The 13,224-nt window shown below is 72.3% G+C and carries 18 protein-coding genes; 11 read left to right on the top strand and 7 right to left on the bottom strand.

The genetic code is table 11. From position 1 onward, the window contains the following. Nucleotides 1-77: 77 nt before the first annotated feature. The 3 genes from OO60_RS39010 (at nucleotide 78) to OO60_RS39000 (ending at nucleotide 1,999) form a co-directional block, all read left to right on the top strand. A complete protein-coding gene (locus tag OO60_RS39010) occupies nucleotides 78-539 on the top strand; it encodes an SRPBCC family protein (RefSeq protein WP_003099331.1) in 462 nt (153 codons plus the stop codon). An 87-nt stretch (nucleotides 540-626) separates the two neighbouring features. Beyond that, complete coding sequence (locus OO60_RS39005; protein WP_033263247.1) at nucleotides 627-1,466, top strand: aldo/keto reductase; 840 nt, start codon at nucleotides 627-629, stop codon at nucleotides 1,464-1,466. Between the two features lie 68 nt (nucleotides 1,467-1,534). After that, complete coding sequence (locus OO60_RS39000; RefSeq protein WP_003099336.1) at nucleotides 1,535-1,999, top strand: hypothetical protein; 465 nt, start codon at nucleotides 1,535-1,537, stop codon at nucleotides 1,997-1,999. Between the two features lie 65 nt (nucleotides 2,000-2,064). Here OO60_RS39000 and OO60_RS38995 read toward each other — a convergent pair whose 3' ends face one another. Next, the gene (locus OO60_RS38995; protein ID WP_033263277.1) at nucleotides 2,065-2,865 is read right to left on the bottom strand and encodes a GAF and ANTAR domain-containing protein; all 801 of its coding nucleotides are present in this window, start codon (nucleotides 2,863-2,865) and stop codon (nucleotides 2,065-2,067) included. Nucleotides 2,866-3,553: 688 nt separating this feature from the next. Here OO60_RS38995 and OO60_RS38985 point away from each other — a divergent pair. Then, nucleotides 3,554-5,071 carry a CYTH and CHAD domain-containing protein gene (locus OO60_RS38985; protein ID WP_003099346.1) on the top strand — a complete coding sequence of 506 codons (1,518 nt, stop codon included), beginning with the start codon at nucleotides 3,554-3,556 and terminating at the stop codon, nucleotides 5,069-5,071. 33 nt (nucleotides 5,072-5,104) lie between these two features. Here the strand turns inward: OO60_RS38985 and OO60_RS38980 are convergent, their stop codons facing one another. The 3 genes from OO60_RS38980 to OO60_RS38970 form a co-directional block, all read right to left on the bottom strand. After that, entirely contained in the window at nucleotides 5,105-5,896 is a 792-nt protein-coding gene (locus OO60_RS38980) for a SigB/SigF/SigG family RNA polymerase sigma factor (protein WP_003099349.1), read from the bottom strand. Beyond that, nucleotides 5,893-6,342, bottom strand: a complete 450-nt coding sequence (locus OO60_RS38975; RefSeq protein WP_003099353.1) for an ATP-binding protein — start codon at nucleotides 6,340-6,342, stop codon at nucleotides 5,893-5,895. Before OO60_RS38975 ends, OO60_RS38980 begins: the two co-directional genes overlap by 4 nt. 62 nt (nucleotides 6,343-6,404) lie before the next feature. Further along, a complete protein-coding gene (locus OO60_RS38970) occupies nucleotides 6,405-6,734 on the bottom strand; it encodes a hypothetical protein (protein ID WP_003099355.1) in 330 nt (109 codons plus the stop codon). 119 nt (nucleotides 6,735-6,853) lie between these two features. Between OO60_RS38970 and OO60_RS38965 the strand changes: the two genes are divergently transcribed. Then, on the top strand, nucleotides 6,854-7,816 hold the full coding sequence (locus OO60_RS38965) for an LLM class F420-dependent oxidoreductase (RefSeq protein WP_033263246.1): 963 nt from the start codon (nucleotides 6,854-6,856) through the stop codon (nucleotides 7,814-7,816). 17 nt (nucleotides 7,817-7,833) lie between these two features. Here the strand turns inward: OO60_RS38965 and OO60_RS38960 are convergent, their stop codons facing one another. Continuing rightward, nucleotides 7,834-8,199, bottom strand: a complete 366-nt coding sequence (locus tag OO60_RS38960) for an STAS domain-containing protein (protein ID WP_003064713.1) — start codon at nucleotides 8,197-8,199, stop codon at nucleotides 7,834-7,836. A gap of 297 nt (nucleotides 8,200-8,496) precedes the next feature. Between OO60_RS38960 and OO60_RS38955 the strand changes: the two genes are divergently transcribed. Further along, a complete protein-coding gene (locus tag OO60_RS38955) occupies nucleotides 8,497-9,234 on the top strand; it encodes a GAF and ANTAR domain-containing protein (protein WP_003064710.1) in 738 nt (245 codons plus the stop codon). Here the strand turns inward: OO60_RS38955 and OO60_RS38950 are convergent. Continuing rightward, entirely contained in the window at nucleotides 9,231-9,443 is a 213-nt protein-coding gene (locus OO60_RS38950; protein WP_003064707.1) for a hypothetical protein, read from the bottom strand. The genes OO60_RS38955 and OO60_RS38950 overlap by 4 nt on opposite strands. 62 nt (nucleotides 9,444-9,505) lie before the next feature. Between OO60_RS38950 and OO60_RS48490 the strand changes: the two genes are divergently transcribed. The 5 genes from OO60_RS48490 to ligD (OO60_RS38930) are packed head-to-tail and all read left to right on the top strand — an operon-like array spanning nucleotide 9,506 to nucleotide 12,594. Then, nucleotides 9,506-9,586, top strand: a complete 81-nt coding sequence (locus OO60_RS48490; protein ID WP_162146205.1) for a hypothetical protein — start codon at nucleotides 9,506-9,508, stop codon at nucleotides 9,584-9,586. A gap of 46 nt (nucleotides 9,587-9,632) precedes the next feature. After that, nucleotides 9,633-9,830: a hypothetical protein gene (locus OO60_RS38945; protein WP_003064704.1), complete on the top strand. Its 198-nt coding sequence runs from the start codon at nucleotides 9,633-9,635 to the stop codon at nucleotides 9,828-9,830. A gap of 21 nt (nucleotides 9,831-9,851) precedes the next feature. Next, a complete protein-coding gene (gene ku / locus OO60_RS44810; RefSeq protein WP_003064701.1) occupies nucleotides 9,852-10,793 on the top strand; it encodes a non-homologous end joining protein Ku in 942 nt (313 codons plus the stop codon). Next, nucleotides 10,790-11,734, top strand: coding sequence for a non-homologous end-joining DNA ligase (ligD, locus tag OO60_RS38935; protein WP_003064698.1), 945 nt, complete (start codon nucleotides 10,790-10,792; stop codon nucleotides 11,732-11,734). Before ku ends, ligD (OO60_RS38935) begins: the two co-directional genes overlap by 4 nt. Then, nucleotides 11,731-12,594 (top strand): non-homologous end-joining DNA ligase, encoded by an 864-nt coding sequence (ligD, locus tag OO60_RS38930; RefSeq protein ID WP_003064695.1) that lies wholly within the window; start codon nucleotides 11,731-11,733, stop codon nucleotides 12,592-12,594. The genes ligD (OO60_RS38935) and ligD (OO60_RS38930) overlap by 4 nt, the downstream gene beginning before the upstream one ends. Here ligD (OO60_RS38930) and OO60_RS38925 read toward each other — a convergent pair. Continuing rightward, complete coding sequence (locus OO60_RS38925; RefSeq protein WP_033263245.1) at nucleotides 12,587-13,213, bottom strand: UdgX family uracil-DNA binding protein; 627 nt, start codon at nucleotides 13,211-13,213, stop codon at nucleotides 12,587-12,589. The two genes, ligD (OO60_RS38930) and OO60_RS38925, sit on opposite strands and share 8 nt — an antisense overlap. Nucleotides 13,214-13,224 lie beyond the last annotated feature (11 nt).

Raw genomic sequence — 13,224 nt, 5'->3', positions numbered from 1 at the left:
CGGGATCAACCGCGCCGGGTTTGGCCGCTGTCGCACCGGGTAGCCGATTCGGTGTCGACACCGACGAGGAGGAGTGCATGAGCACGATCACCGAAATCGTGGACGTGGAAGTCCCCGTTTCCACCGCCTACAACCAGTGGACGCAGTTCGAGGAATTCCCGCAGTTCATGGAAGGCGTCGAAGAGATCCGCCAGCTCGACGCCACCCACACCCACTGGGTGACGCGGTTCGGTGGCGTGACGCGCGAATTCGACGCGACGATCACCGAACAGCACCCCGACGAGCGGGTCGCGTGGACGTCGGACTCCGGTCCGGACCACGCCGGCGTCATCACCTTCCACCGGCTCGACGACTCGCACACCCGGGTGACCGCCCAGATGGACATCGACCCGGAGGGGTTCGCCGAGAACGTCGCCGACAAGCTCGGCGTCCTCGACCGCCGGGTGAAGGGCGATCTCAAGCGGTTCAAGGAGTTCATCGAGCAGCGCGGCCACGAGACCGGTGGCTGGCGCGGCGATGTGGACCGCCCGGGGCGGTAACCCGTTCCGGGTGAGATCCGGCGGCGGGGCGGGTGGATCCCGCCCCGCCGCGTTTCGCGTCCGGGCGGCCCCGGGTACGCCGCTCGCATGACGACCACCACAGCCGGCGTTCCCGCCGTGGACCTGGCCGACGGCGTGCGCATCCCGCAGTTCGGCTTCGGCGTGGCCGAAATCCCGCCCGAGGAGACCACCCGGGCCGTGCGGGCGGCGCTGGAGGCGGGCTACCGCCACATCGACACCGCGCAGCTGTACCGCAACGAGGCCGCCGTGGGTGCCGCGATCGCCGAGTCCGGGCTGGCCCGCGAAGACGTGTTCGTCACGACGAAACTGGCGAACGACGCGCACGGCCACGACAACGCGATCACCGCGCTGGAAGGCAGCCTGCGCCGCTTCGGCTTCGACCACGTCGACCTCTACCTGATCCACTGGCCGCTGCCGGCCAGGGACAACTACGTCCGGACGTGGCTGGGTTTCGAGGACCTCCTGCGGGCGGGCAAGACCCGCGCGATCGGCGTCTCGAACTTCCAGCCCGCCCACCTCGACCGCCTCGCCGCGGAAACCGGGACGGTGCCCGCGGTGAACCAGATCGAGCTGCACCCGGCGTTGCAGCAGGCCGCGCTGCGCGAACACCACCGCGCGCACGGCATCGCCACCGAGGCGTGGAGCCCGCTCGCCCGGGCCGGGGTGCTCGGCGACAGCGTGCTCGCCGGCCTGGCGGAGAAGCACGGGCGGACCCCCGCGCAGGTGGTGCTGCGCTGGCACGTGCAGCTCGGGAACATCGTGTTCCCCAAGACGGTCTCGCCCCGGCGGATGCGGGAAAACCTCGACGTGTTCGGCTTCGCGCTCGACGACGAGGACATGGCGGCGATCGGCGGCCTCGACGAAGGCCGCCGCACCGGACCGGACCCGGACACCTTCACCGCGTGACGGCGGCGTTTCCCTGCGCGACCTGCCGGGTATTCCTCCGGCAAGGTCCCCCAGGAAGGAGCGTCCGCATGACCACGAACGCGTATCTGTCGTTCCTCGCGATCGGTATCGCGCTGGTCCTGATAGACGGGCAAGTCATCTACCGCAGCGGCCGCCGGTACCTGGAGAACTCCTACGGCGACCCGGCGGCGGGTGCTTCGATGACGCGCCTGGTCACGGTGCTGTTCCACCTCGCGACGCTGGGCGTGCTGGCGCTCATCTCGACCATCGACATGGGCGGCAGCGACCTGCCCGGCGTCGTCGGGCGGATCGGCGTGCTGCTGCTGATCCTCGCACTGGCCCACGCGATCACCCTCGGTGTCCTGGCCCGCATCCGCGGTGAGCAGGAGGTCGAGGCGGTCGTCCAGCGCGGCCCCCGGCCGCGGGCGGAGGCGGAGCAGCAGGCGACGGTCACCCCGGTGCCGGGTCAGGACGGCCACTACCCGGCCGCGAGCCCGTCGCTGGAGAACCGGTCCCCGTACACGGCGCAGTAACGGCCGCACCGCGATCGGGGGCGGCGCATCCGCTGTGGATGTGCCGCCCCCGGCGTGTGCGGCGGTCAGGCTTCGGAGGCGGGCAGGTCGATCTCGGTGTGCCGGGTGGCCAGCGTCCGCGCCAGGTCGGCGAGCTTGACGTTGAGGTCCTGGGACGCGCGGCGCAGCACGTCGAAGGCCTCGTCGGCGGTGATGCCGCGGCGCTGCATCAGGATGCCCTTCGCCTGGCCGATGACGTCCCGGCCGTCGACCGCGCGGCGCAGGTGCTCCGCTTCCAGCTCGGCCGAGGCCACGGCCCGGGTGTGGGCGAGCGCGAGCGACGCGTGCGTCGCCAGCAGCAACGCGGTGTCGATCGCCGGGCCGCCGAACGCACCCGGCGTGCGCGAATAGATGTTGAGCGCGCCCGAAAGCCGCGGCGGGCGGGCGTCCGGGACCAGGGCGGTGGCCAGCACCGAGTGGTAGCCGTGCCGGGCGGCGGCCGGGCCGAACGCCGGCCAGCGCGGGTCGTGCCCGAGGTCGGTGGACCAGCCGACGGCCGGCCCGTCCGGCCGGGCCGACTCGACGCACGGGCCTTCGCGGTGGTCGTACTGCACCTGGTCGAGCTGTTCGGCGACCGGGTCCGTCTCGACCGGCGTGTGGTACGTGCCGTCGGCGTCACGCAGGGTGACGCTGACCAGGTCGGCGTCCGGGATGAGTGCCGTGGCGGCCCCGACGACGAGCTTGAGGACCCCGCCGACGGTGGGTGTCGCGTCGAGCAGGGTCCGCGTGAGGTCGGCGAACTGCCGCGCCAGCGGGCCCGGCGCCGGTGCGCCGTCCTGCCCGAACCAGGCCCGATCGCGGGCCCACTCTTCTTCGCCGACGCTCATCCGTCCTCGCTGCCTTCCGTCGGGGTGGCCGGACTGCCCATTCAACCCGATGCCGGGGGGGTTCAGGGCGGCCCGGGCCCGGTCGACGAACCCCGGGCCCGGCCAGAGCTGGTCGGCCTGGGGCACCCGGTCGGCCAGGTCGGGGTGCGGCAGCATCGGCGCGGCGTCGCGGGTGTCGAGGACCTCGCGGCCCAGTTCGGCCTGCCGGCCGGGCGAGCACGTGCTCCCGATCTTCCGCACGGCCGCGGGCCCTTCGTCGCGCACGTGCCGCCGGACGGCGCGGATCAGCCCGCCCAGCAGGCGCTCGAACCGGGGCTCCTGCGGCCCGGTGCCCTCCAGCTGCCGCATCAGGCGGTCGGCCTCGGCGAGGTCGCCGTCGCCGTCGAGGAACGGCTCCTCGGCGACGGCGTGCCGGACCACCTCCGCGATCAGGTGGTCGGCGAGGTCTCGGCGGTTCTCCGGGCTGCCCTGCCCGAGTTCGAGCTCGGTGCAGAGCCGGTCGAGCTGCTGGTGGTCGTCGGCGAGGACGGTCGTCAGGTCGGTGGCTGGCGGGCTGCCGTTCATGCACGCTCCTGGTCCGGGCAACGGGTTTTCGCCCGGATACCCGCTGCTGGAGCGCCGAATCCCGTGTCGGCCGCGTGACGGCCGGGTACTCGTGCAGGGAACCCGGATCCCGAGGAGGACGACCATGGCCGCGCCGGCACCGGTGCCCGAACGCGAACGCAAGTACGAAATCGCCGCCGGGAGTGGCGTCCCGCGCCTGGTCGGCGTCGGCGGTGTCGCCACCCAGAGCGACCCGGTCGAGCACGTGCTCGACGCGTCCTACTACGACACCCAGTCCTACCGGCTCGCCCGCGGCGGCCTCACCCTGCGGCGGCGCGTCGGCGGTCCCGACGCCGGCTGGCACCTCAAGCTGCCGGTTTCGGCGGACGAGCGGCAGGAGATCCGGCTCCCGCTGGGCGGCGACCCCCACAAGGTGCCCGGCCGGCTGCGGCGCCTGGTGCGGGCGTACACGCTGGGGGAGAAGCTGGTGCCGGTCGCGCACCTGCGCACCGACCGGTTCGCCCACCGCCTGGCCGACGCCGGCGGCCGCACGATCGCCACCCTGACCGACGACCACGTGACCGGGGAAGCCGGCGGCGCGACCGCGCGGCTCGACGAATGGCGCGAGCTGGAACTGGAGCTCGAACCCGAGACCGAACCCGGGCGGCTCGGCGAGTTCGATCGCGCGCTGACCGGGGCCGGCGTGACCGCGGCGGCGTGGCCGTCGAAACTGCGCCGCCTGCTCGGCGACCGGCTGCCGGCACCGCCGCGGCCCCGCAAGAAGCCGTCGGCGGGGGACGTCGTGCTGGCGTCCCTGCGCGAGCACTACGGCCGGTTGCGCCGGGCGGACGTCGGCGTGCGGCTGGACGTCGACGACTCCGTGCACCAGATGCGCGTCGCCATCCGGAAGCTGCGGAGCACGCTTCGCACCTTCGGGTCCGTCATCGACAAGGAGGCGACGGCGCCGCTCGCGGCCGAGCTCAAGTGGCTCGGTGGCCAGCTGGCACCGGCGCGGGACACCGAAGTCACCGAGGAGCGGCTGCGCGAGCAGCTGGACGACGTGCCTTCGGAGCTGGTGTTCGGGCCGGTCCGCCAGTTCCTCACCCGGTACTTCGCCCGTGAAGCCGAGGAGGGCCGGACCCGCGCGATGTCGGCGTTGACCGGCAAGCGTTACGTCGAGCTGCTGCGCGCGCTGGACGCCGTGCTGGAGGACCCCCCGCTGACCGCGCAGGCGCGCAAGCCCGCGAAGGCCGGGCTGCGCAAGCCGCTGCGGAAGGCGGCGAAGAAGCTGAGCCGCGCCGAGGCGGCGGCGCGCGGCCTGACGGGCAACGAACTCGGGCTCGCCCTGCACGACGTCCGCAAGAAAGCGAAGCAGGCTCGCTACGCCACCGACACCGTGAAGCCGGTGTACGGGAAGAAGCTGGGGAAGTGGCGCAAGAACGTCAAGGCCGTCCAGCAGACCCTGGGTGCGCACCAGGACACCGTGGTGGGCCGGGAGGTCCTGCACCACCTCGCCATCGCCGGCCACGGCGAGGGGCAGAACACGTTCGCCTTCGGGGTGCTGCACGCCCAGGACGCCGGCCGGGCGGCGGAGCTGCGGGGGACGTTCGCGAAGCAGTGGCGGCGGCTGCGGAAGGGCGGCCGTCCCGGCTGGCTCGGCTGAGCGGCGCCGGGAGGCGGCCCGCCGGGCCGCCTCCTAGCCTTCGCCGGTGAGCTTCCCGCGCAGCTGTTCCAGCGTCTGCGACAGCAGCCGGGAGACGTGCATCTGCGAAATGCCGACGCGGTCCGCGATCTGGGTCTGGGTGAGCCCGCCGAAGAACCGCATCACCAGGATCGCGCGCTCGCGCTTGGGCAGTTCCTGCAGCAGGGGCTGGAGGGCCTCGTGGTTCTCGACCATGGCCATCTCGTGGTCCGGTTCCCCCATGGTGTCGGCCAGCGACAGCGCCTCGGCGTCGTCGTGGACCGGCTTGTCGACCGACAGCGCCTGGTAGGCGTTGCCCGCGAGGAGCCCTTCGCGGACCTCGTCGACGTCCAGGTTCAGGTGCTCGGCCAGCTCGGTCGGCGTCGGGGCCCGGCCGAGGCGCTGCGACAGCACCGCCGAGCCCTGGCTCAGCGACAGGTGCAGCTCCTTGAGCCGCCGCGGGACCCGGACGGACCAGCCGGTGTCCCGGAAGTGCCGCCGGACCTCGCCCATGATCGTCGGCACGGCGAAGGACAGGAAGTCGTGCCCCCGGCTGGGGTCGAACCGGTCGACGGCGTTGATCAGGCCGATCCGCGCCACCTGGACCAGGTCCTCCCGCGGCTCGCCGCGGCCGGAGAACCGGGTCGCGATGTGCTCGGCCAGCGGCAGCAGCTCGGTCACGAGCTTGCTCCGCACGACCTCGCGCCGCGGATCGTCGGTGCCGAGCTCGCCCAGCTCCTCGAACAGCGGTTCGCAGTGGGCGTATTCGTCCGGGCGGTGGAGGAGGGTTTTGCGCTCGCTGCTCACGCGCTCGTTCCCGGGTTCAGCACCAGCTCGATCGTGACGATGCCCGCGCCACCACCCGGCAGGACGTCGCAGTGCGCGGTGACCGACCGGCTGAGGGTCGTCAGGACGTGCCAGCCGAACGTGCGGTCGCTCGGCGGCCGCGGGTCGGCCGAGCGGGTGGAGACGATGACGTGCAGCCCGTCCGGCGCGAGCCGGAAGCGGCACTGCAGCTGGGACCCGAGCTCGGCCAGCTGGACCAGCTGCGCGCAGGCTTCGTCGACGGCCATCTTGGCGTCGGCGATGGCGTCCAGCCCGAAGTCCGCGCGCGAAACCACGCCGTGCGTGAGCATGCGGACCAGGGGGATCTGCTCGGCCATCGCGGGGAGCCGCAGCTCGACGAGTTCGTCGAGCAGCTCGTCCACGGTCGGCTTGCCGCCGAACGAGCTGTCGCTTCGAGTTTCTTCCATGCGGGAGGTACTACCCATCTGGGGGAGAGCGGACACTTCGTGATCAGGGGTTTCGGGTTTGGTCACCGGCCCAGCGCCCGTTCGAGTTCCTTCTTGGTCATCGTCGAGCGGCCGTTGATCTTGCGCTTCTTGGCCTCGTTGTACAGCTGGGCCTTCGTCGGCCCGCCGGGACCCTTGCGGTTGCCGGACCGCTCGCCGCCGCGCTGCTGCGGCGACTTGTCCTTCAACGACGTCTTGCTGGCCTGCCGGGACTCCCCCGACTGCGCGCGGTTCTTGTTGACGGTCCTGGCCGCGATCTCCTTGGCCCGCTTCGTGCTCGCCCCGCGGTCCTCGGCCGAGTCCTTGATGTGCTCGTACTGGCGCTCGCGCTTGCCGCTCCACGACTGAGGCATACCCGCTCCCTTCGTCTCGCGGGATGAGTACCCGCACGGACACCCGGTAAACGTCCGCGCCCGGGCGGTTACCCACCGCAGCACCGGGTACGCGAGGGGCCGACGGAGAGGAGGCGCCGATGCGCATCGGCTACACCCTGATGACCGAGCAGGCCGGCCCGAACGACCTGGTCCGGTACGCCGCCGGCGCGGAACAGGCCGGCTTCGACTTCGAGGTGATGAGCGACCACTACTCGCCGTGGCTGGCCGAGCAGGGCCACGCCCCGTACGCCTGGAGCGTGCTGGGCGCGGTGACGCAGGTGACCGAGCGCGCCGAGCTGATGACCTACGTGACCTGCCCGACCATGCGCTACCACCCGGCGGTGGTGGCGCAGAAGGCGGCGACCGTCCAGGCGCTCTCGGGCGGCCGGTTCACCCTGGGGCTCGGCGCGGGGGAGAACCTCAACGAGCACGTCGTCGGCCGCGGCTGGCCGCCGGCCAACGTCCGGCACGACATGCTCGCCGAGGCCGTCCAGATCATCGGCGGCCTGTTCGACGGCGGGTACTTCGACTACGAGGGCAAGCACTTCCGCGTCGACTCGGCGAAGCTGTGGGACCTGCCGGAGACGCGGGTGCCGATCGGGGTCGCGGTGTCCGGTTCGCAGTCGGTCCGGCGGTTCGCCGCGGTCGCCGACCTGATGATCGCCGTCGAGCCGAAGAAGGAACTGTCCCAGGAGTGGGACGCGACCCGGCTCGGCCCGCCGACCCGCAAGGTCGGGCAGCTGCCCGTGTCGTGGGGCACTGACAAGGACGCCGCGGTCAAGCGCGCGCACGAGCAGTTCCGCTGGTTCGCCGGCGGCTGGAAGGTCAACGCCGAGCTGCCGGGACCGGCCGGGTTCGCGGGGGCGACGCAGTTCGTCCGCGAGGACGACGTCGCCGGGTCCATCCCGTGCGGCCCGGACGCCGAGCCGATCGCCGAGGCGGTGCGCGGGTTCGCCGAGGCCGGCTTCACCGACGTCGCCCTGGTCCAGATCGGCGGTGACCAGCAGGACGGTTTCCTCGACTTCGCCGAGAAGGAACTGCTCCCGGCGCTGCGCGGGTAGGACCGCGGCGCCGGTGCTCACGCCGGCGCGGGGGCGGGCCGGTGTTCGGCCACCGCGAGCCGCCGGTCCGCCCCGGTGACCCGCAGCGCCCGCCGGACGATGAGGTTCGGCCCGGTCACGACGAGCAGTTCGGTGCCGCCGTTGGCCGCCTGGAGCGCGGCCCGCAGGAGCACCTCGACGCCCGCCACGCCCAGGAAGTCCACTTCGGACAGATCGAGGGTGAGCCGTCCGGGCGTCGCCCACAGGCGGTCGGACACCAGCGTGGCCAGGTCGCCTGCCGTCACGCGGTCGAGGGCGCCGCGCGCGGTGACCAGCACCGCGTGCGGGGCCGGCCACGTCGTGCGCAGCCGCAGGCCCGGGTGCCGGGCTCGGGGGAGGTTCATGGCGGTTCGCCACCGTCCTGGTGCGGCGCGCGGCCCGCGGCGCCGCGCTCCGGGGAGATCGAGGCGGCTGCTGGTTGAACCGTTCCCCGAGCCTAGCTGCGCGTGCACGGCCCGCAACCGTCGTTGCTCCGAACGGACGTGTGGCGCGCCACGGCGGTGACCGCTCGTGCCCGGAGCCGCCGGGATGCAGTAATCTCCCGCTGGACCCGTTAAAGCGCTAGCGGCCCACTAGTGGCGCGCGCCCGGGTCCTCCCTGGTCTAGAGCGCCCTGAGGAAAGAAGAAGGGGCGTCACCAGGATGACGGGCGGCGATGAGCAGCTCACCGCACGGCTGGACGAGGTCACGCTCGCGATGGAGTCGCTGACCGCGATGCTGGACAGCGAACTCGATCTCGGCCAGATGCTGCAGGCGGTCTGCGACCACGCCGTGCAGGTGGTGCCGGGGGCCGACATGGCGAGCATCACCCTGGTGCGCGACGGGGTGCCGGAGACGGTGGCCAGCACCGACCAGCGGGCGGTGAACTTCGACCGCGAGCAGTACCGGATCGGGGACGGCCCGTGCCTGCGCGCGGCCGAGACGGGCCAGCCGGTCCGGGTCGGCGTCGGCGCGGTGGGGGATCTGTGGCCGCAGTTCGTGTCGGCGGCCGAACAGCTCGGCGTGGCCAGCTTCCTCGCCGCGCCGCTGACGGTGGACGAGGACATGTCGGGCGCGGTGAACCTGTTCGGCTTCGGCGAGCACGGGTTCAGCGAGCTGGGCACCAAGATCCTGGAGCTGTACACCGCGACGGTGGTGATCGGCCTGCGCAGCGCCCGGCGGTACTTCGCCGCCCGCGAGCTGGTCGACCAGCTCAACCGGGCGCTGGAGACGCGGGCGGTGATCGACCAGGCCAAGGGCATCCTGATGGCCGCGCACCGGATCACCGCGGAGGAGGCGTTCCAGCGGCTGGTGAAGCGCTCTCAGGACGGCAACCGGAAGCTGCACGAGGTGGCGGCGGAGTTCGTGACGGCGGTGGCGACGACGAAGTCGGGGAGCTAGCCGGCGGCCACTTCGTCCGGGGGTGCCTCCGCTCCGGCGGCGGGCGGCTCCGGGTGGTGCTTGCTGCGCTGGCAGGTCGTGCAGACGAGGGTGCGGCCGAGCACGGTCCCGTCGTCGGCGACGACCTTGGCCACGTGCATCGTCGGGAAGCCGCACACCTCGCAGGGCAGTGACCCGTCCTCGCGGCTGATGCGGAGCTGGGTGCCCATCCGGCCTCCTGTGTGACGTGGGTCTCACCACCTTGCCCGCGTCCGGGCCGTGATCCCGGCAGATTCACTCGTTCGGCCTAGCGTGCCGTGTCTCCGGTGCCTCCTTCGGGGACACCTGTGTCGCGTGGGGTGATCCGGGGTAACCCGCCCGCGAACGAAGCACCCGGACATTGCCGGAGGGGAGCGAACATGCGAGACAAGCGCAACGATCTGCGGCCGGTGGCGGACCTCCTGCTCGACGGCGGGGACTCGCCCGGCCAGGCGGAACTGCGGCGCAAGGCGGCCAGGGCCGTGGCCGCGCGGGCCAAGGATCCCGAGGACTGCGCGCGGCTGCTGGAGATGCTGGGGCTGCACCGCAGCGGCACCCGCGCCAGCGACGTCGCCTGACGCGGGCGGGGGAGGACGACCATGGCCCGACCGGTGTGGAGCGGTGCGCTGAGCCTGGGACTGGTCACCGTGCCGGTGGAGCTGTACCCGGCGGTGGCGGACCACACGATCCACTTCCACCAGTTCGAACGCGGGACCTCGGACCGGATCCGCAACCGCCGCGTCAACGAGCGGACCGGCGAGGAGGTCACCCAGGACGAGATCGTCAAGGGCTACGACCTCGGCGGCGGCGACCACGTGCTCGTCGAACCGGACGAGCTGGACGAGATCGCGCCCGAACGGTCCCGCCGGATCGACATCGAGCAGTTCGTCGAGCTCGACGAGATCGACCCGTGGTTCTTCGACAAGACGTACTGGCTCAAGCCGGCGAAGGAGGACTTCGCCAAGGCGTACGGCCTGCTGCTGCAGGCGATGGACCGCAGCGAGAAGGCCGGGGTCGCGAAGTTCGTGCTGCGCGGCAAGGAATACCTGGCCGCGGTCCGCGCCGGCGAAGGCGTCATGGTGCTCAACACGCTGCACTTCGTCGCCGACCTGCGCAAGCCCAAGGACGTCATGGGCAAGCTGCCCGAGCTGCCGAAGCCGCGGCCGAAGGAACTCGACATGGCGCTCGCGCTCGTGGACGAGATGACGGCGCCGTGGAAACCCGAAGATTACCGCGACGAGTACTCGAAACGCGTCGAAGAGCTGATCAAGGCGAAGGAAGCGGGCAAGGAGATCGCCCACGAGGAGGAGCCCGAGCCCTCCGCCGACGTCGTCGACCTGTTCGAGGCCCTGTCCCGCAGTGTCAAGAACCGCAAGAGTGGTGGTAAGGCACCGAAGAAGGCGTCGAAGAAGGCCGCGAAGCAGCCCGAGCTGTCCGAGCTGTCGAAGTCCGATTTGGACAAGCTGGCCCGTGAGCAGGGCGTGAAGGGGCGGTCCAAGATGACGCGCGCCGAGCTCGAGAAGGCGCTGAAGGCGTCGTGAGCGGGCCCGGCTGGCGCGAGCCGACCCTGGCCACGCTCACCGATCGCCGGTTCTCCGACGCGGGCTGGATCTTCGAGCGCAAGCTGGACGGCGTCCGGGCGATCTGCGTGCGCGACTCCGGCCCGCCGACGCTGTACTCGCGCAACCACAAGGTGATGGACAACGCCTACCCGGAGCTCGTCGAAGCGCTCGCGGACCAGGGCGGCCCGCGGTTCGTCGCGGACGGCGAGATCGTGGCGTTCGACGGCGCGAACACGAGCTTCGCCGCGCTGCAGCCGCGGATCCACGTCAGCGACCCCGATCGCGCCCGCGCGACCGGCGTGCGGGTCTACTACTACCTGTTCGACCTGCTGTACTTCGACGACCACGACACGACCGGGCTGCCGCTGCGGCAGCGCAAGGCGTTGCTGCGGGACGCGTTCGACTTCGCCGGCCCGCTGCGGCTGTCCGCGCACCGCAACACCGAGGGCGAGAAGTTCTACGCGGAAGCGTGCCGGCGCGGCTGGGAGGGCGTGATCGCCAAGCGGGCGGACGCGCCGTACCACCACGGGCGGTCACCCGACTGGCTGAAGTTCAAGTGCGCGCAGGGGCAGGAGCTGGTGATCGGCGGCTTCACCGACCCGCAGGGCGCCCGCCACGGCTTCGGCGCGCTCCTGCTGGGCTACCACGAGGACGGTGGCCTGAAGTACGCGGGCAAGGTCGGTACCGGCTTCGACGAGCACCTGCTGACGTCGCTGCACGCGCAGCTGCAGGAACGGGAGATCGCGCGGTCGCCGTTCACCGGGCCGGTCAAGGAACCCGGCGCGCACTGGGTGCGTCCCGAACTGGTGGCGCAGATCGGTTTTTCGGAGTGGACGCGCGACGGGCGGCTGCGGCACCCGCGGTTCGCCGGGCTGCGCGAGGACAAGAAGGCGGCCGACGTCGTGCGGGAGCGCGCATGAAGACTTCCCACCCGGACAAGGTGTTCTACCCCGCCGACGGGCTGACCAAGGGCGACGTCGCCGAGTACTACCGCGCGGTCGCGGACGTCATGGTGCCGCACCTGCGCGGCCGCCCGCTGACCCTGCGGCGGTTCCCCGACGGCATCGGGAAGCCGGGCTGGTTCCAGAAGCACCCGGGGGAGCACTTCCCGGACTCGATCCGGACCGCCCGCGTGCCCCGCCGCGGTGGCGGCACGGACGAGTACGTACTGTGCGAAGACGCCGAAACCCTTGCCTACCTGGTGAACCAGGGCACCCTGGAGTTCCACGTCTGGTTGTCCACAGTGGACGCACCGGAGCGGCCCGACCGGCTGGTGCTGGACCTCGACCCGCCGGCGGTCACCCCCGCCGCCGAGCTGCGCGCGGTCGCCCGGCGCATCCGCGACCACTACGAGCGGGTGGGCCTGACGGCGTTCGTCCAGGCCACCGGCGGCCGCGGGTTCCACGTCCTCGCGCCGCTGGACGCGAAGTCGGGCACCGACACCGTGCTGGAGCTCTCCCGCGCCCTCGCCGAGCGCGTCGCGGCGGACGACCCGGACCGCCTGACGACGGCCCAGCGCAAGGAGAAGCGCGGCGACCGGATCTTCCTGGACGCCAACCGCAACGGCTACGCGCAGACGTTCGTCGCCCCCTACTCGCTGCGTGCCCGCCAGGGGGCGGCGGCCGCGACGCCGCTGGACTGGCGGGAGCTGGGCGGCGCCGACCCGGACGGGTGGTCCCCGGCGAAGGAGAAGCGGCGGCTGGCGCGCAAGGAAGATCCCTGGCGGAACCTGGACGAGCACGCCGCTTCGGCGGAAGCGGCGCTGAAGGAACTCACTTGAGCAGCTTGCCCGCGGCCTTCAGGTCGGCGACGAAGGCCGCGTAGGCGTCGTCCCGGTCCGGGGCCCGCAGCACGGCCGACGGGTGGACGGTCGCCACCGCCGACGGCACCAGCTCCGCCACGTCGTCCGGCGCCTCCACCGGCTCCCCGCGGTGGGCGGTGAGCCGGAACTTCGGGCCCAGCAACGACTGCGCGGCCGTCGCGCCCAGCAGCAGCACCAGGTCCGGGCGCACCGCGCGCAGCTCGGCCAACAGCCACGGGCGGCACGCGACCACCTCGGTGCGGCCCGGCTTCTGGTGGATGCGGCGCTTCCCTTCGCGCTTGAACTTGAAGTGCTTGACCGCGTTGGTGACGTACAGCGCTTGACGGTCGAAGCCGGCTTCCGCGAAGGCGCGGTCCAGGAGCTTCCCGGCTGGCCCGACGAACGGCTCGCCCGCGAGGTCCTCCTTGTCACCCGGCTGCTCGCCGACGACGAGGACCTTCGCGCCGGCCGTCCCTTCGCCGAACACGGTCTGCGTGGCGTCCTGGTACAGCGGGCAGCCGTGGCAGCCGGACGCCACCGACCGCAGGCGGTCCAGATCGGTGGTGTCCGGCGGCTCGGCACCGCGGGAATCGGGCATGTACCGGGAAA

The sequence above is a fragment of the Amycolatopsis vancoresmycina genome (assembly GCF_000716785.1).
In the GTDB taxonomy this organism is placed as follows: domain Bacteria; phylum Actinomycetota; class Actinomycetes; order Mycobacteriales; family Pseudonocardiaceae; genus Amycolatopsis; species Amycolatopsis vancoresmycina.
This window is presented reverse-complemented; position numbering and strand designations above follow the sequence as displayed.